General features: G+C 43.1%; 17 protein-coding genes. 9 read left to right on the plus strand and 8 right to left on the minus strand.

Features of this window, described 5'->3' with window-relative positions:
• Positions 1–18: 18 nt before the first annotated feature.
• Together ABWP91_RS14570 and ABWP91_RS14575 are read right to left on the minus strand one after the other, a co-directional pair.
• Positions 19–942 (minus strand): diacylglycerol kinase catalytic domain-containing protein, encoded by a 924-nt coding sequence (locus ABWP91_RS14570; protein WP_353243881.1) that lies wholly within the window; start codon positions 940–942, stop codon positions 19–21.
• The gene (locus ABWP91_RS14575; RefSeq protein ID WP_353243842.1) at positions 942–1,961 is read right to left on the minus strand and encodes an SPFH domain-containing protein; all 1,020 of its coding nucleotides are present in this window, start codon (positions 1,959–1,961) and stop codon (positions 942–944) included. The genes ABWP91_RS14570 and ABWP91_RS14575 overlap by 1 nt, the downstream gene beginning before the upstream one ends.
• Before the next feature lie 151 nt (positions 1,962–2,112).
• On the opposite strand from ABWP91_RS14575, the gene ABWP91_RS14580 reads away from it, so the two are divergent.
• Positions 2,113–2,826, plus strand: coding sequence for an NUDIX hydrolase (locus tag ABWP91_RS14580; RefSeq protein WP_353243843.1), 714 nt, complete (start codon positions 2,113–2,115; stop codon positions 2,824–2,826).
• Positions 2,827–2,872: 46 nt separating this feature from the next.
• On the opposite strand, the gene ABWP91_RS14585 is transcribed toward ABWP91_RS14580, so the two are convergent.
• From ABWP91_RS14585 to ABWP91_RS14605, 5 genes are all read right to left on the minus strand, one after another.
• On the minus strand, positions 2,873–3,403 hold the full coding sequence (locus ABWP91_RS14585; RefSeq protein WP_353243844.1) for a protein K: 531 nt from the start codon (positions 3,401–3,403) through the stop codon (positions 2,873–2,875).
• Positions 3,404–3,514: 111 nt separating this feature from the next.
• Entirely contained in the window at positions 3,515–4,015 is a 501-nt protein-coding gene (locus tag ABWP91_RS14590) for a protein disulfide oxidoreductase (RefSeq protein WP_353243845.1), read from the minus strand.
• A gap of 272 nt (positions 4,016–4,287) precedes the next feature.
• Entirely contained in the window at positions 4,288–5,019 is a 732-nt protein-coding gene (locus tag ABWP91_RS14595) for a DsbA family protein (RefSeq protein WP_225819915.1), read from the minus strand.
• A complete protein-coding gene (locus ABWP91_RS14600; protein WP_353243846.1) occupies positions 5,016–7,097 on the minus strand; it encodes a protein-disulfide reductase DsbD family protein in 2,082 nt (693 codons plus the stop codon). The genes ABWP91_RS14595 and ABWP91_RS14600 overlap by 4 nt, the downstream gene beginning before the upstream one ends.
• A 48-nt stretch (positions 7,098–7,145) precedes the next feature.
• Positions 7,146–7,553 (minus strand): metal resistance protein, encoded by a 408-nt coding sequence (locus tag ABWP91_RS14605; RefSeq protein ID WP_502935816.1) that lies wholly within the window; start codon positions 7,551–7,553, stop codon positions 7,146–7,148.
• 588 nt (positions 7,554–8,141) lie between these two features.
• On the opposite strand from ABWP91_RS14605, the gene ABWP91_RS14610 reads away from it, so the two are divergent.
• The 8 genes from ABWP91_RS14610 (at position 8,142) to nadD (ending at position 16,492) form a co-directional block, all read left to right on the plus strand.
• Positions 8,142–9,035, plus strand: coding sequence for an amino acid ABC transporter substrate-binding protein (locus tag ABWP91_RS14610; RefSeq protein WP_353243848.1), 894 nt, complete (start codon positions 8,142–8,144; stop codon positions 9,033–9,035).
• 114 nt (positions 9,036–9,149) lie between these two features.
• Positions 9,150–9,890 carry an amino acid ABC transporter permease gene (locus ABWP91_RS14615; protein ID WP_219244330.1) on the plus strand — a complete coding sequence of 247 codons (741 nt, stop codon included), beginning with the start codon at positions 9,150–9,152 and terminating at the stop codon, positions 9,888–9,890.
• Positions 9,891–9,894: 4 nt separating this feature from the next.
• Positions 9,895–10,572, plus strand: a complete 678-nt coding sequence (gene gltK, locus ABWP91_RS14620; RefSeq protein WP_219249499.1) for a glutamate/aspartate ABC transporter permease GltK — start codon at positions 9,895–9,897, stop codon at positions 10,570–10,572.
• A complete protein-coding gene (locus ABWP91_RS14625) occupies positions 10,569–11,294 on the plus strand; it encodes an amino acid ABC transporter ATP-binding protein (RefSeq protein WP_353243849.1) in 726 nt (241 codons plus the stop codon). Before gltK ends, ABWP91_RS14625 begins: the two co-directional genes overlap by 4 nt.
• 347 nt (positions 11,295–11,641) lie before the next feature.
• Positions 11,642–14,224, plus strand: a complete 2,583-nt coding sequence (gene leuS / locus ABWP91_RS14630; protein WP_353243882.1) for a leucine--tRNA ligase — start codon at positions 11,642–11,644, stop codon at positions 14,222–14,224.
• A 30-nt stretch (positions 14,225–14,254) separates the two neighbouring features.
• A complete protein-coding gene (lptE, locus tag ABWP91_RS14635) occupies positions 14,255–14,794 on the plus strand; it encodes an LPS assembly lipoprotein LptE (protein ID WP_225819920.1) in 540 nt (179 codons plus the stop codon).
• Complete coding sequence (gene holA, locus ABWP91_RS14640) at positions 14,794–15,825, plus strand: DNA polymerase III subunit delta (RefSeq protein ID WP_353243850.1); 1,032 nt, start codon at positions 14,794–14,796, stop codon at positions 15,823–15,825. Before lptE ends, holA begins: the two co-directional genes overlap by 1 nt.
• Positions 15,818–16,492, plus strand: coding sequence for a nicotinate-nucleotide adenylyltransferase (nadD, locus tag ABWP91_RS14645; RefSeq protein WP_353243851.1), 675 nt, complete (start codon positions 15,818–15,820; stop codon positions 16,490–16,492). Before holA ends, nadD begins: the two co-directional genes overlap by 8 nt.
• On the opposite strand, the gene ABWP91_RS14650 is transcribed toward nadD, so the two are convergent.
• A complete protein-coding gene (locus ABWP91_RS14650) occupies positions 16,480–17,205 on the minus strand; it encodes a DUF1722 domain-containing protein (protein WP_353243852.1) in 726 nt (241 codons plus the stop codon). The two genes, nadD and ABWP91_RS14650, sit on opposite strands and share 13 nt — an antisense overlap.
• Positions 17,206–17,233 lie beyond the last annotated feature (28 nt).

Below are 17,233 nucleotides of genomic sequence, written 5' to 3' on the forward strand. Positions count from 1 at the left end.
GAGGCTGATGATGCAAAGCTAAGCAATGAGTTGTCCTTGTATATCCGCAATCTTAATTGTCACAATGCACCCCGCATTAAATTGCAAAAAATCCTCTTCAATCCCATCTGAAAAAATCACGCCGTTATCAGGCATTAGAGACTCCAGTGATAACGGGCTATTAGGCTCTATCGTCCCAAACACCCACTTTGTACCCGTTGTTTTACTTAAGAATGGCTCTCTCACGCTAAACTGTAACTTGCTGTCTCCCCATGCAAATCCATTCGCCAATGGGTGACTTTTTGTGCCTGTAATCGCCTGAGCGCCAGCTAAAATAGATTGAAACCACCCTGTTGACCCAAGACCTGTCGAAATGATGATCCCTGATGAAGACTGAAACTCTTGCTCTCCTTGCCAGTTAAGTAGGTACCGCGCTGATGTATGGCTTTTCGGGCCAATAAACAGATCGTTTACCGCCAATAAAGACTGCCCATCGTTCGTTTTCGCCTCAGCAAAAGTCACCGATTTTTGTACCATTTTCCCTTTTAATGTCTGGGTCACCACATCCCTTAATTGGCTGATTTCAAAGGGTAACAACTTACCATCCCACCTTGCAGGGTCTGGGTTGATGGCGATCACTGGCTGCCCTTGCAAGTACTTCAATGTGTTCGCAACCAAGCCATCTTGCCCGATAACCACCACAATATCCTGTTTAGAAAATTGGTAACTTGGTAGTAGTTTTCTTTCTAATAATTGAAATCGACCTAGTGATTTCAATACAGATTCCGCTTGAACTAATTGTCGTTGGTATAAATCATGTTCGTGCAAGTAATCATCAACCTCGACATGATTATGCTCTAAATAGAATTTGGCTTGCGGCCATGTGTTAAAACGTTCAATCAGCTCTTGTAAGCGTGTCTTACGCATGACCAAGACAAAACGCGCATCATCAATTCCTTTCATCATTTAGCCCCTTTTTTCATTAATTGGCCGAATAAATCAGGGGAGATATTAAGCTCACCAATTTTTCCTGCATTTTGTGCCAATGATTCAAATGCCATCGCCATTAACTGTTCTGGCCCCATTTTGGCCAGCGCTAACGCTTTTAAGTTCTCCACAGGTAACTGGCTGTAAGCTTTCATTTTTGATTCAATGGAATACGCATCCGCATCGGATTGAATACGTTGGTTCCCGACACTGAGCGCCACCAATTCTTGGCGTTTCTCTTCGGCATTCACCTGCGCGGTTAATTCTTCTTGTTCAATTTCTGCGCGTTCACGTAATAATCGACGTTCATTGTCTAACCTCGCCTCTTCGATTTGCTGCTCTTTCGCTTGAACGGAGAGATCGGTTTCTAATTCGGCCTCTTTGATAGTCCGTTCTTGCTCAACAGAGAATTTGCGCCTTGCGTAAATCGCATCATCCGCCTCTTTTAAAATAGACTCCCTCGCCTGTGCTTCGAGAGCTTTCAAGGTTTCTGGCGATGGCGTAATCGCCGCAATAGAGACCTCAAGAATATCTATCCCTAATGAATTGATAACCGACTGTTCCGCTAACTGCTGGGAAACCAACGTAACTAATGAACGGCTAATTAATAATGCATCACGCAATGATGTACTTTGGATTTTCGCTTGGATCACCGTTTGCGCCGCTCGCACCACTCTGTCACTCATTTTTAACGGGTCTTCCGATGAATAGCCTTTCCCGTCTTTGGTTAAGTTAAAATTTAATACATCAGCCGTTTTTTCTGGCTCTTTGACTTGAAATGAAATTTGTCCCTGTACCCGTAAACTTTGAAAATCAGCGGTTTGCAGGTTAAAAATAAACGGTGCCTCTTGCGCATTCAGTGGTAAAGCAGCAATCGAAGTTTTATCCGCGTTATACCAAAAACTAATTCCTTTGCCTTGCTTACGTACCTTTCCATTCACTGATTGAATAACAAAAGTGGATGAGTCTGCTTTGAAATATTTAAAGTTAATCATAATGGAATCCTTATTATTGTCTTTATGACCTTAACTGATTATTGTCTTATAGACATAAACAAGTCAAGCATTAAATGTCTTAATGACAATATCTATTATTACCTGTATGATTTAACCCTAAACTTCACCTTTAGCGCAGAGTGGTAACAATATGAATGAAAAAGAGTTTCTTGCTAGCTATGACAGAAAAGATTACTTATCGCCTTTACTCACTGTTGATGCAGTTTTGTTTACTTACCATGAAAACACGTTGAAGGTATTACTGGTTGAACGAGCAAGTTTCCCCGAAAAAGGGAAATGGGGCTTACCAGGGGGGTTTATTGATGAGAAAAATGATCAAACGTTAGAAGAGACGGTTTTACGCAAACTAAAAGAAAAAACAGGCGTGATCCCCCCTTATATTGAGCAACTTTGTACAGTCGGCAACCACCAACGTGATCCGCGCGGTTGGTCCGTGACGGTGTGTTATACCGCGTTGATAGCTTACCAAGCCTGCGAAGCACATATTGAAACGGTGGACTCGGTCAAATGGGTAGCGATTGATGAGATTGAGCAACTCCCCCTCGCATTCGATCACCTTAAACTTTACCAACAAGCCAGAGCACGCTTAACACAAAAATCCCTATACTCAATTGTGCCGGGTTTTGCCCTGCCAGATGTATTTACCTTGGCAGAGTTACAACACGTGCATGAAGTTTTGATTGGTAAGCCCTTGCAAAATAAATCTTTTCGGCGACGTTTAGAGCAAGCCGATTTATTGATTGATACTGGTGAAAAGCGCCATGAACGGGGTCGCCCTGCTAATTTATACCGCTTAAAGTCTCAATCAGCTGATTACCGTTTTATTCGCAATTTAGAATTTTAGCTATTGATACGCCTGATAAAAACCATTATCAGGCGCTATAAAAAGATTAGTGGCAAATAGCAGGCGTCACTATGTAGGTGAAAACCAATTTATCTGACTTATGGTAATTGTGCGTGATCCCTTCAGGGAACATTTCATGCAGCATTTTCATACCTGCATCTTTACCACAATAGTTTTTATTTAAGATTTCGCGCATATTTTGCTGCCAACTCTTACCTTCTAGAACATCATCAGGAATGCCCTTGATGGTGTATTGGTAAAACAACATACCATTTTGGTTAGCGGTAACTTCCGTTAATAATGTGACGTCGTCAATCAACATCGGCAATGCTTTTGCCATTTCAGTCAAGAAGACATCACGTAATAACGTTGGATCATCGTCCCCTTTGGCGTTAAATGCATTAATTTTCTCTTCCGTTGAATTGGCTTTTATCTCATCATAACGCTGTTTTAATTCTGAATTCGCAGTCGTTCCAGATGCTTGTTCAACCGGTTTTTTCTCTTCCACATCAGGGGAACATCCCGCGATTAATACAGCTCCTAACAATAATCCAACCACTTTTTTAAACATAACCATCCCATCCACCTATTTTATTATTTATATAGCTGAATGAGTCTACCACAATGATATATTGAGCTTATAGGCAGAAAAGTCCCCTTTTTTAATCTAAAGGGGACAATGAAGAGACTAGAATGACGCCAACCACATGCGCATTTTTAAGCCGTAAGAACTGGTCCAGCCCGAGGTAAAGCTGACTAATTCACCATTATCAATCACCATAAATGTTGGTGTTGCACTGACACCCACGGCATTAGAAAGCTGCCCGCTGGTATCGTTGAGTACAGGAAAATCTAATTTTTTCTTTGCCATTCCATTAATTAAACGTGGAGTTTCCCCCGAACGTATGGCGACCGAGATAATTGGCATGCCTGATTGACTTAAATCGGATACCGTTGGCGAAGTTAAATTGCATACCCCGCACCACGTTGCCCAAAAATAAACCAATATAGGTTTTTCCTTGCTTAGCTCTGCCAATGAAACGGTTTCACCAGTGGCCAGTGTGTGTTGCTCTAATAATATGGGCGCAAGGGTTTGTGGTTTGCGCCACAAGTCCATGACGGTAAAGGCAACAAATAAAATAATTGCCAAAACAATAATCTCTTTAGACCACTTTTTTAGTCTATCCATAAGGTTACTAACCACTTAGTTTTCAAATAGCTCAAATTTAATGTATAGGAAGCCGAAGCATTTAATCGAAATTAATGCTCTTCTAAATAAATATTATTTCTAGGGCTTAGTCTCTATCCTCTAAATAATTCGGGTTGTGGCTAGGCGGCAAGTGAGGTTATCGTGGGGAGCATACATAAGTATGTGACCCACGTAACCGAACGAAGCCAACACCGCCATAGCACAAAGTATGACGAGGATAGCCGCCACAGCGCGAACTATGACGAGGAGAACTATTTGAGCTTGGCCAACTGCTCCTTCACCACCTCTTCAAACTGCTGAGCATCAATAGCCCCCGGGATCATCTCATCGCCCACCAGCGTCGCTGGCGTTCCATTCACCCCAAGTTTTTCCGCTAACATCATGTTTGTGCGGATACCTTCACGGCTTTTCTCACTCGCTTTGAGCTTGTCGTTACCCGTTGCTTTGAGCGCATCTTTGATATTTGCATCTGACAACATGCCTTGCTTTTGCATAAATTTATGATGCAGCGCTTCGAATGCTTTCGGGTCTTCTTGCCAGAGAGTCATCGTCAGTTGTGCTGAATCTAATGACGTTTGGCCTTTAAATGGTAAATACTTGATCACCACTGCAACGTCATCTGGGTATTTTTTCACAATATCCATCAGCTGTGGGTCAAAACGTTTGCAATATGGGCAGTTAAAATCAGTAAAGTTAACTAACACCAATTTGGCATCTTTTTTACCTATGCGCGGGCTGGTTGGGTCGTTAAATAAGGCGTTTTGCTCCGCTTTTAACGTTTCTTTCATCTGTGCTTGTTGTTTTTCACCTTGTTTCGCTTGTAGCGCAACAATGGCTTCTTCCAGAATTTCTGGGTTTTCAACTAGTGTATCACGTACTAATTTACGCACTTGTGCTTCTTGGTCTGCCGTTAATGGGGCTGCTTGGGCTGTTGCACCCATCATGAGTGATGAGAACAGAACAGCTAAAATTGTTTTTTTCATTTTGTGGCTCCTTTGGCCTGATTCATAACTGAGATTAACGATTCACGGTCAAGTATTGTTGACAGCACCTCGCCGTCGGCCAAGTTTGGGCCATAAATCTGGTTAAACGGAACTGCGACTTGCCCACGTTTTTGCAAGAAAGCAGTGATTTCAGGAGACGGTTTAGTCCAGTCTCCTCGCAATGCAACAACATCCGGCTCACCTAACAGCTGCTGAATATCATCTCTTAATAATACATTGTATTTGTTTGCCTTACAGGTCACACACCACTCTGCAGTGACATCAATAAAGACGCGCTTGTTTTGCGCTAAGGCATCGGTGATAGCCTGCTCAGTCAGCGGTTGCCAATTCACCGTATCTTTCACTAATGAACGGCTTCCTGCTTGCTGCCCTTGGGTCATCCAAACAAAAGCGCCCGCAAACAGTGCAAATAACACCAAGGGGAAAATAGCGGCTTTTATCCCTTTTTTGATAGCAATAAACACCACCAATAAGGCCAAGAATGCAATCGCAATCGCGGTGGAATACATTGCACCAAAGTGGGGAATTAATAGGCTAATTAACCAGAGGCTAGACACCAACATCATCAGACCAAGCACAGCGCGCAATTTCAGCATCCATGTGCCGGGTTTCGGAAGTAATTTCGCAATGGCTGGGAAAGCGGCAATCAGTAACCAAGGTAAGCTCATCCCAATACCCAATGCAGTGAAAATTAGCCATAGTTCACTCATTGGTGCGGCGAGGGCAAAGGCCACAGCTGTGCCCAAAAATGGTGCAGAACATGGTGTTGCTAATAAGGTAGCAAATACCCCTTGCCAGAAGTGCCCACTGTTACCATGGCCACCGGCTGTCGCAAGGCGTGTATTCGCTTTACTGCCAAGGTTGATTTCGAATAAACCGAATAAATTGGCTGTAAACAGCGCGGTAACTAACACCATAAAGCCAATAAACCACGGATTTTGGAATTGAATTCCCCAGCCAACGGCTTGCTGGCCAACACGTAATAGGGTCATCAACAGGGCCAGTAACCAGAAGGAAACTAAGATCCCAGAAGAAGAGAGTAAAAACTGGCGGCGAATGGTCTTTTGCTCACCTTGTGGCACCATCAGCACGGAGCCTAATTTCATTGCCAGCACAGGGAGAACACACGGCATTAAGTTAAGAATTAACCCGCCAACCACCGCAAATAATACCACTTGCCACAACGAAATTGCACTACCCGCACCATTTTGGCTAACTGAACCAGTAAATGGTGTTACTTCACTGCTTATTTGCTGGGAAATGTCACCGTCGGTGACCACAAATGATACGGTTTTGCCTGTTAAGTTAGGCGATGACTCGCCCCAGTCATCACTCACATCAATAGTTGCAGTAAGATTGTTCCCTGATGTTTTAATCACTGGCACACCTAAAACAGCGCCATCGACTACATCAGTGAAAATATTGGGTTTAATCCATGCACTACCTGAATTTTTTTGCAGCTCAATAACCAGTTTTTCATTCGCAAAACCCGCTTTGGCTTGCTCGACTAAGCCACTCGTAGGCGGTACGGCGCCTTTGGCTTGGTTAAACGCCCACGTAAAATCAGCGGGGGTTGGCTCGGTTAAATCGAGTTCGAAAGGGTAATCCGTTAAAATACAGACATTGCTACAGGTCGACAGTGTTAACACCCCCGATAGTTTATCGAGTTTGTCTGAACTAGTGACGGTAATCGGGAAAACAATATCCCCCATATAGCCTTGGGTTGATACCCCTGCCACATCAAAACGCCCCGGCGCAGGCCATTGCCAATCTGTTGTTTTAACTGGACTCGACCAAACAATCTCAGGTGCAACGCCCCCCTCTCCCGGTGAGCGCCAGTATGTTTTCCAACCCTCATCAAGTTTCACATCCAGCAAAATATCAATTTTGCCGTCGTCCTGTTGAGTCGAACTTAGCAAACGCACTTGTGCATGCATTGGGGTGTTATCACTCATCCACCCGGTTTTTGCAGGTTGCAACCACCCCGTATCTGCCGCCTGTAAGCTGCTAGAAAATAGAGCAAATAAAATCAAAAATGAATTAATTAAAAAACGCATTGTTTCCTCCAGAATAAATTACACCAACGAATTGAGATTCGTTGTGCGCTAATTCCGAAGATTACAAAACTGTAAGTGTCGTCTGACTCTTGGAGGGGCATGTTTTTCTTCATTGTTTGCTCTAGATATAAATAGATTAGTGCAAAATACCATTAATGCAGCTAAAGCAAGAAACATAAAGAAAAAAGGTTCAATAACAGCAGGCAGCAAAGTGATTAATGATTTAGCACTAAGCTCGCAACTGGAAAGATGCGTGCTGGTATCACTCTGTTCTAATTGAGATTTATCGGTATAGGTAAGGTTAGACCCAGCATGACTTTGTGCATGAACTAAAACGTTCGGCACAAAAAAATTGGCAAATAGACGCTCTCCGACGGCTCGCTGATTCATACAAATCAATACCATCAGACAGGCGAATATCACTAATCCTTTACCTAATTTTAAATGCCTGTTCATGCGTTTCTCGGTATATCTTCCTGAAATAACACCAATTAAACAACTTTAGCAATAATAACGATAGGGATCGAACTTTGACTAAAACCGTTATGCCATCTATAAGTTAAATGGAGGTTACATCTTACACAGCAAAACATTCCGTACAAGTAGCATCATCTAACTTTACAAATACATTTCCCTTTTTGATAAACAAAAACTTACCCATCTCTAAAACTAGGCACAGAAATTGCTACATCGTATACAGAAATGAAAATGGCGATAGTTTGCACCCTAACGGTGCGCGACTATCAGTTTCAAGCAATTTTTAGTCGTTATTCATCATATTAGTGCGCTGATTCAAGAATGCTCCAAATAATATGCGAGATAGCTCCCGAAATTGAAACAATCCATTTTCATTAATTAACAAATTTAATTACTTTTTAACAATAATAAGACATACAGCCGATGATCGTGGCGTTATCAAAATCCTCGATACATCAGCAAACACAACACAACAAAGCCAACGTCATTCAAGTGTGACCTCGTTCCATGATAGGGAACATTTGAAATATGGCGGGTTTACACCGATGTTTTAAAGGAACTGTAATTATGCGTATAAGTAAGCTTGTATTATCGATGATGATTTTAGGTGCAACCTGTGCGGTTCAAGCAGACGAGCTAAACGGTACTCTGAAAAAAATCAAAGACAACGGTGTGATTGTTGTTGGTCATCGTGAGTCCTCCGTGCCATTTTCCTACTATGACAATAACCAAAAAGTCGTTGGCTACTCACAGGACTATTCAAACGAAATCGTTGATGCAGTGAAGAAAAAATTGAACATGCCTGACCTGCAAGTGAAGTTAATCCCAATTACTTCGCAAAACCGTATTCCATTGCTGCAAAATGGCACCTTTGACTTTGAATGTGGCTCAACCACCAATAACGTCGAAAGACAAAAACAAGCAGCGTTCTCCAACACGATTTTCGTCGTCGGTACGCGCTTACTCACTAAGGGCGATTCTGGCGTCAAAGATTTTGCTGACTTAGCAGGGAAAAACGTTGTTGTGACCTCGGGCACAACATCTGAAATTCTGTTAAATCAATTAAATGACGAAAAGAATATGAAAATGCGCATTATCAGCGCCAAAGACCACGGTGATTCATTCCGTACTTTAGAATCGGGCCGTGCCGTTGCCTTTATGATGGACGATGCACTGTTAGCCGGTGAGCGTGCGAAAGCGAAAAAACCTGAAATTTGGGAAATCGTTGGTAAGCCACAAACTGAAGAAGCCTATGGCTGTATGTTGCGTAAAGACGACCCGCAATTCAAAGCACTGGTTGATGAAACTATCGCCACTGCACAAACCTCGGGCAAAGCTGAAAAATCCTTTGACCGTTGGTTTAACCAGCCTATCCCACCAAAAAATCTGAATCTGAAATTTACTTTGTCCGATGAAATGAAAGCACTGTTTAAAGCGCCAAATGACAAAGCACTAAACTAATAAAAAAGACAAACAGGGTGTTACTGGAAGTAAGGGTTGCAAGGCGGTCGTTCCCCGCCTTGCTCACTCTTCGCAGTATCGGGACAATCTAATTGCCCACAGGAAGTCAAAATTATGTCAATTAATTGGAATTGGGGGATTTTCCTTCAGGAAGCCCCGTTTGGGAATACCACCTATTTAGGGTGGCTAATATCTGGCCTAGAAGTCACTGTCACACTTTCTATTTGCGCATGGATTATCGCATTCTTAGTCGGTTCATTCTTCGGTATTTTACGTACAGTTCCTAACCGCTTTTTAGCATTTTTAGGTACCGCTTATGTGGAATTATTCCGTAACGTGCCACTCATCGTGCAATTCTTCACATGGTATTTAGTGATCCCTGAGCTGCTTCCGCGCTCAATTGGCGATTGGTTTAAAATGGAGTTAGATCCTAACTACCAATTCTTTATCTCCTCAATGTTATGCCTTGGGTTATTTACCGCTGCTCGTATGACTGAGCAAGTACGCGCTGCGATCCAATCCCTGCCTAGAGGGCAAAAAAGCGCGGCGTTAGCCATGGGGCTAACCTTGCCACAAACTTATCGCTACGTACTTTTGCCAAATGCGTATCGCGTGATTTTGCCACCAATGACCTCAGAAATGTTGAACTTGGTGAAAAACTCCGCCATAGCCTCCACCATTGGCTTAGTCGATATGGCGGCGCAAGCGGGTAAACTCTTGGATTACTCGGCTCACGCATGGGAATCATTCACTGCAATCACATTAGCTTATGTAGGTATTAACGTCGTCATTATGATTTTGATGACGCTATTAGAGCGCAAAGTTCGCTTACCTGGCACATTAGGAGGGCGATAAGATGATTTATGATTTTGACTGGAGCTCAATTGCCCCAAGTATGCCCTTCTTAATTGATGGCTTTATTGTGACAGCTAAAATCACGGTAACCGCTATTGTGGTTGGGATTTTATGGGGAACCGTATTAGCGGTCATGCGTTTATCGACTTTCAAGCCAATTAGCTGGTTCGCTGCGCTCTATGTGAATACGTTCCGTTCAATTCCACTGGTTATGGTCTTGTTATGGTTCTATTTAATCGTTCCAAGCTTATTACAAAATGTTCTAGGCTTATCACCAAAAAATGATATTCGTTTGATTTCAGCAATGATAGCCTTCTCTCTTTTTGAAGCGGCTTATTACTCCGAAATCATTCGGGCAGGTATTCAAAGTATTTCCCGAGGTCAAGCCTCAGCTGCATTAGCGCTAGGCATGACACAAATGCAAACCATGAGACTCGTCGTTTTACCACAAGCGTTTAAAGCGATGGTACCACTGTTATTAACGCAAGGCATTGTGTTATTTCAGGACTCATCCCTTGTGTATGTCCTGAGCTTAACTGACTTCTTCCGTACTGCCACAAACATTGGTGAACGAGATGGCACGCAGGTAGAGATGGTACTGTTTGCAGGTCTGGTGTACTTTATTATCAGTTTTGGCGCTTCAATGTTAGTGAATTATCTTAAGAAAAGGACTGTTTCATGATTACCCTGAAAAATGTCTCTAAATGGTATGGCCAATTTCAGGTGCTGACAGACTGCACAACTGAAGTTAAAAAAGGCGAAGTTGTGGTAGTTTGCGGGCCATCTGGTTCAGGTAAATCCACATTAATAAAAACAGTGAATGGTTTGGAACCTATTCAACAGGGTGAGATTTTTGTGAATGATATTCAGGTCAATAACAAAAAAACAGACCTTGCGAAACTACGTTCTAAAGTAGGAATGGTATTCCAACACTTTGAATTATTCCCACATTTATCCATTATTGAAAATTTAACGCTTGCTCAAGTCAAAGTACTTAATCGCGATAAAAAAGCCGCAGAAGCAAAAGCATTGAAACTGTTGGAACGTGTTGGCTTATCCAGCCATGCCAATAAGTTCCCAGCGCAACTTTCAGGTGGTCAGCAGCAACGTGTCGCTATCGCTCGCGCGCTTTGTATGGACCCAATCGCAATGCTGTTTGATGAGCCAACGTCTGCACTTGACCCTGAAATGATCAATGAGGTGCTTGATGTTATGGTTGAGCTCGCCAATGAGGGTATGACCATGATGGTGGTTACGCACGAAATGGGCTTCGCCAAAAAAGTGGCCAACCGCGTGATTTTTATGGATGAAGGCAAGATTGTTGAAGACAGCAAGAAAGAAGATTTCTTTGCTAACCCACAATCTGACCGCGCCAAAGATTTCTTAGCGAAAATTCTGCATTAATTTTTACAGGGAGCCATTTGGCTCCCTCCTCTTCAAATAGTAACGTCACACCGACTCACACACCAAATTGCCATTATTCATGGATAAAAATCCACAACAACTCACTGAATTTGAAATAGTTCAAGAAACCACTACCATTTGCCTGACTTTTTAGTTAAGTTGTTTGGTTATCAGAGTAAAATATTCTGACTCCGTTCCCCGAAAAGCAATATCCAGCTTCCCCCGTAGGTTCAGCTAATCAACTATTGTTGTTTTCGGTAAGGATCCGCTATGCTATGCGGATCTTAATTAAGAAAGACATTCACGCTACAGATGTAGCCTTTATTCACCATAGGATTATCGGTGCCATGCAAGAACAATATCGTCCAGAAGATATAGAGCCTAAAGTACAGCGTCACTGGGATGAAAAAGCAACTTTCAAAGTGACTGAAGACAACAGCAAAGAGAAATACTACTGCCTGTCCATGCTACCTTACCCTTCTGGTCGACTACACATGGGCCACGTACGTAACTACACCATTGGTGACGTAATTTCCCGCTACCAACGCATGTTGGGGAAAAACGTTCTCCAGCCGATTGGTTGGGATGCGTTTGGCCTACCCGCTGAAGGCGCTGCGGTTAAAAACAACACTGCTCCCGCACCTTGGACATACGCCAATATTGATTACATGAAAGGCCAACTAAAAATGTTGGGCTTTGGTTATGATTGGGATCGCGAAGTCACCACTTGTACCCCTGAATATTACCGTTGGGAACAATGGTTCTTCACTAAGTTATACGAAAAAGGCTTAGTGTATAAAAAAACCTCTGCAGTTAACTGGTGCCCACATGACTTAACCGTTCTGGCGAACGAGCAAGTGGTTGATGGCTGCTGCTGGCGTTGCGACACCCCAGTTGAACGTAAAGAAATCCCACAGTGGTTTATTAAAATCACTGATTACGCAGAAGAGCTGCTCAACGATCTGGATAAATTAGAAGATTGGCCTGAGCAAGTTAAAACCATGCAACGTAACTGGATTGGCCGCTCTGAAGGAACTGAAATTACCTTTAACGTCGCGGATCGTGCTGAAACCTTAACCGTTTACACCACTCGTCCAGATACCTTTATGGGTGCGACTTATGTCGCCGTTGCAGCTGGCCATCCATTAGCCAAAGAAGCGGCTGCAAACAATGCTGAATTAGCGCAATTTATCGATGAATGCCGTAACACCAAAACCGCGGAAGCGGATATGGCGACCATGGATAAAAAAGGTATGGCGACAGGTTTATATGTTATCCACCCATTAACCCAAGAAAAATTACCGATTTGGGTCGCTAACTTCGTATTAATGGAATACGGCACCGGTGCGGTTATGGCGGTTCCTGCGCACGATCAACGTGACTGGGAATTTGCTCATAAATACAACCTGCCAATCAAAGCCGTCATTGCGGATGCAGAAGGTAACGAACCTGATTTATCTGAAGAAGCCATGACAGAGAAAAACTCCCTGATTAACTCAGGTGAATTTAGCGGTTTAGATAACGAAGCTGGCTTTAATGCGATTTCTGACAAACTGGTTGCTTTGGGTGCTGGCCAACGCAAAGTGAATTACCGCTTACGCGACTGGGGCGTTTCTCGTCAACGTTACTGGGGCGCACCAATCCCAATGGCAACATTGGAAGATGGCACTGTCGTTCCTGTTCCTGAAGATCAACTGCCGGTCATTTTACCTGAAGACGTTGTGATGAACGGTATCACCAGCCCGATTAAAGCGGATCCTGAGTGGGCAAAAATCACCATTGATGGCCAGCCAGCGCTGCGTGAAACAGATACCTTCGATACCTTTATGGAATCATCTTGGTACTACGCACGTTATACTTGCCCACAACACGATGAAGGCATGCTAGACCCAACCGCGGCAAACTATTGGTTACCTGTTGACCAATATATCGGCGGTATTGAACACGCTATCATGCATTTAATGTATTTCCGCTTCTTCCATAAACTGATGCGTGATGCAGGTTTAGTAAACTCCGATGAACCGGCTAAACGTTTACTGTGCCAAGGTATGGTATTAGCTGACGCCTTCTATTACACCGGAAGTGACGGCCAACGTGTTTGGGTTTCTCCAGCAGAAGCGATTGTTGAGCGTGACGATAAAAACCGTATTGTTAAAGCCGTAGACACCGAAGGCCATGAACTGGTTTATACTGGTATGAGCAAAATGTCTAAGTCAAAAAACAACGGTATTGACCCGCAATTAATGGTCGAAAAATACGGTGCTGATACTGTTCGCCTGTTCATGATGTTCGCTGCACCACCTGAGTTAACCCTTGAGTGGCAAGAGTCGAGCGTTGAAGGGGCTAACCGCTTCGTTCGCCGCGTCTGGCGTTTAGTGCATGAACACACACAAAAAGGTGCCGTTTCACCTTTAGATATCAATGCATTAACCTCTGAACAAAAAGATTTACGCCGTGACCTGCACAAAACTATCGCGAAAGTGACCGATGACGTGGGTCGCCGTTATGCATTCAATACTGCTATCGCTGCTATCATGGAATTCATGAACAAATTGGTTCGTGCACCACAAGAAAGCGAACAAGACCGTGCATTAGTGCAAGAGTCTCTTGAAGCGATTACCTTGATGCTTAACCCTATTATTCCACACGTTTGCTTCGAGATGTGGAAAGCGCTGGGTCATCAAGAAGACGTTGATTTTGCAAACTGGCCTATCGCTGATGAAAAAGCCATGATTGATGACACCAAACTGGTGGTTGTTCAGGTCAATGGTAAAGTCCGCGGGCGTATTACCGTACCAGCTGATGCAAATCAGGAATTTGTTTTAGATATGGCTCAAAAAGAGCAAAGCGTCGCGAAATACCTTGAAGAAGTGAGTATTCGCAAAGTAATCTATGTACCAGGCAAATTGCTGAACCTTGTTGTAGGTTGATATTAGGTTGTTGGCTGATAAGGAGGCCAGGTGCGTTATCTGATAACTTTATTTTTGAGTCTTGCGGTGCTAGTCACCGCAGGTTGCGGTTTTCGTTTACAAGGAACAACACAAATTCCTGAAGAATTGAAAACATTGCAACTAAGTTCAAACGACCCATACGGCTACCTTACGCGTGCGCTTCGGGAACAATTGCGTCTCAATAACGTGACAATTCTCGAAACAGGCAACGCGAGCGTTCCTATTTTGAAAATCACCAGCTCCAGTGAAAACACTGAAACGGTCTCGATTTATCAAGATGGTAAAGCTGCCGAGAAACAATTAACATTCACGATGAATGCGCAAGTTTTAATGCCAGATGGTGCCATTTACCCGCTGCAAAGTCGTGTAGAACGTACTTTCTTTGACAACCCATTAGAAGCGCTTGCAAAAGATGCGGAAAAAGAGATTGTTAAGCAAGAAATGCAAGAGCAAGCGGCACGTAATATCGTCCGTAAGTTACTGTTGGTTCACTCAGCTGAACTTGAAAAAGCAAAAACTCAAGCCGCTGAAGCTAACACTCAACCATAATGACGCGTATTTATCCTGAACAGCTGGCCTCTTCGTTACAAGAGTCTCTAAGAGGCCGCTATTTAATTTGGGGCAATGAGCCCCTCCTTCTTCAAGAAAGTCAGGATGCGATTCGCAAAGCTGCCATTTTGCGGGGCTTCGAAGAGCATTTTACTTTCGCCCTTGAGCAAAACACGGATTGGGATGAAATTTTTAGCTTGTGCCAAGCATTAAGCTTATTCGCCAGCCGCCAAACGCTCACCTTACTGCTCCCTGAAAATGGCCCCAATGCTGCCATGGCAGAAAAATTAAACCAGCTATCTCAATTATTACATGCTGATTTACTGTTAGTATTACGTGGGCACAAGTTAACCAAAGCCCAAGAAAATAGTGCATGGTTTAAGGCAATTAGCCAAGATGCGATTTATGTCAGCTGTTTAACACCTGAATACCAACGCTTACCTCAATGGGTGTCCAAGCGTGCTTACAGTATGCGGTTATCCCTCGAAGCAGAAGCAAACCAGTTGCTTTGCTATTGTTATGAAGGAAATTTATTAGGGTTAGCACAAGCCCTTGAGCGGCTTTCGTTGCTCTATCCCGATGGTAAGTTGACCTACCCTCGAGTCGAAAGTGCGGTAAATGATTCTGCTCATTTTACGCCGTTTCACTGGGTTGATGCCCTCTTAGCAGGCAAATCTCGCCGCTCATGGCATATTATGGAACAACTTCAACATGAAGATGTTGAGCCTGTTATTTTGCTCCGCTCAATCCAACGTGAATTAATGCTGTTGATTGCCTTAAAGCGCCAATCAACAACCACACCCTTAAAAACCTTATTTGACCAACATAAAGTATGGCAAAACCGCCGTGGCGTGATGACTGAAGCCTTGCAGCGCCTGAGTTTACATCAATTACAATCGGCGTTAATGTTACTCACTCAGGCAGAAATCCATATTAAGCAAGATTTTAGCCATTCTGCATGGCCTGATCTTCAATCCCTGTCTATGTTGCTATGTGGCAAAGCATTCGCAGAGAATTTTATTCATGGCTAATAATCACACACCCAAAGAAAATGCGTTTGGCTTGCAAGCGTTATTTGGCGGAACATTCGACCCTATCCATTATGGTCATTTGCGCCCTGTTCAAGCACTCGCAAAGCAAGTTGGGTTGCAGAAGGTTCTTTTGCTACCGAACCACGTTCCACCACATCGCCCACAGCCAGAAGCAAGCCCAACCCAACGATTAGAAATGGTGAAATTAGCGATTCGGGACGACCCGTTATTTACGATAGATACACGGGAACTCGAAAAAAACTCGCCATCTTATACCATTGAAACACTGACAGAATTACGCCAAGAAATGGGCGGGACACAACCTTTAGCTTTTATTATTGGGCAAGACTCGTTGCTTTCCATTAATACATGGCATGGGTGGGATAAAATATTAGATAACTGCCATTTATTGGTATGCTCACGTCCAGGGTATGCAACACAGTTTACTGACCCGAAAATGCAGGCGTGGCTTTCACAACACAAAACGACGCAGCCTGAAAAATTGCGCAGTTCACCCCACGGTTATATTTTTTTAGGCGACACACCACTTATTAATATTTCCGCTACGGATATCCGCCAAAGATTAATTGCAGGCGATAGCTGCCGTGATTTAATTCCTGAATCCGTTTTGCAATATATTCACCAACAAGGCCTCTACCAACGATAAGGACTTTCCCTTAATACATCGCAATTAGGATAAGGTGCAAAGAAATATTGTTCCTGAAGGTAGTTATCAGGATATTGCTGCAACAGTTGCTGCATCATCATTAATGGCCGATTAATGGGTAAATTCCCCTCGCGATAATCATTAATTAACCACAACAATCGTTTTTTCTCATCTTGCGTAGCTTTGTGTTTAAAATAGCCTTGCATATGGTTAAGCGCATTTACTTGAATATTTTTAGGTGCTACGTTCGTAAATATGTTCATCAAACACGCTTTATATTGATTAAAGAACAAAGCCAGATCACTGCCTTTACGAATATTAGCCACTAAGCAGCCTGTCAATTGATACCCCACAGGGGAATACGCCATAATCAAATATTTATGGCGGCTATGAAATTGGATTATTTGATGATGAGTTAACTGCTGCTGTAAATATTCAAGCCGCTGCAAAGTATATAACTGGGTTAAAAAAGCATCCCAGTGATCTATATCTTGCAGTTTATCTCCCGTTAAAATAGGGATATTTGCAGGAAATAGCCCAATTAACTTCGATAGATTCTGTGGTGGACAAACCACCCCTACCACAGCATTTGTACAAGAAATGCGCGATAGAATCGTTATGGATTCCACAATAGGAGCGATGTCATCCTGCATTTTTGTCGAGATAGGATGAATCCCTTCAAATATAAAAACTTGTGGCTTAATTATTTGCACTCTATCCATCCCATTCTAAAATATTTGT

Source organism: Providencia sp. (assembly GCF_040396775.1).
GTDB lineage: Bacteria > Pseudomonadota > Gammaproteobacteria > Enterobacterales > Enterobacteriaceae > Providencia.

Bases quoted from the DNA above. Each gene is read 5' to 3' on its own strand.
- ABWP91_RS14570 (WP_353243881.1), bottom strand. From the start codon at position 942: ATGAAAGGAATTGATGATGCGCGTTTTGTCTTGGTCATGCGTAAGACA.
- ABWP91_RS14575 (WP_353243842.1), bottom strand. From the start codon at position 1,961: ATGATTAACTTTAAATATTTCAAAGCAGACTCATCCACTTTTGTTATT.
- ABWP91_RS14580 (WP_353243843.1), top strand. From the start codon at position 2,113: ATGAATGAAAAAGAGTTTCTTGCTAGCTATGACAGAAAAGATTACTTA.
- ABWP91_RS14585 (WP_353243844.1), bottom strand. From the start codon at position 3,403: ATGGTTATGTTTAAAAAAGTGGTTGGATTATTGTTAGGAGCTGTATTA.
- ABWP91_RS14590 (WP_353243845.1), bottom strand. From the start codon at position 4,015: ATGGATAGACTAAAAAAGTGGTCTAAAGAGATTATTGTTTTGGCAATT.
- ABWP91_RS14595 (WP_225819915.1), bottom strand. From the start codon at position 5,019: ATGAAAAAAACAATTTTAGCTGTTCTGTTCTCATCACTCATGATGGGT.
- ABWP91_RS14600 (WP_353243846.1), bottom strand. From the start codon at position 7,097: ATGCGTTTTTTAATTAATTCATTTTTGATTTTATTTGCTCTATTTTCT.
- ABWP91_RS14605 (WP_502935816.1), bottom strand. From the start codon at position 7,553: ATGAACAGGCATTTAAAATTAGGTAAAGGATTAGTGATATTCGCCTGT.
- ABWP91_RS14610 (WP_353243848.1), top strand. From the start codon at position 8,142: ATGCGTATAAGTAAGCTTGTATTATCGATGATGATTTTAGGTGCAACC.
- ABWP91_RS14615 (WP_219244330.1), top strand. From the start codon at position 9,150: ATGTCAATTAATTGGAATTGGGGGATTTTCCTTCAGGAAGCCCCGTTT.
- ABWP91_RS14625 (WP_353243849.1), top strand. From the start codon at position 10,569: ATGATTACCCTGAAAAATGTCTCTAAATGGTATGGCCAATTTCAGGTG.
- leuS (WP_353243882.1), top strand. From the start codon at position 11,642: ATGCAAGAACAATATCGTCCAGAAGATATAGAGCCTAAAGTACAGCGT.
- holA (WP_353243850.1), top strand. From the start codon at position 14,794: ATGACGCGTATTTATCCTGAACAGCTGGCCTCTTCGTTACAAGAGTCT.
- nadD (WP_353243851.1), top strand. From the start codon at position 15,818: ATGGCTAATAATCACACACCCAAAGAAAATGCGTTTGGCTTGCAAGCG.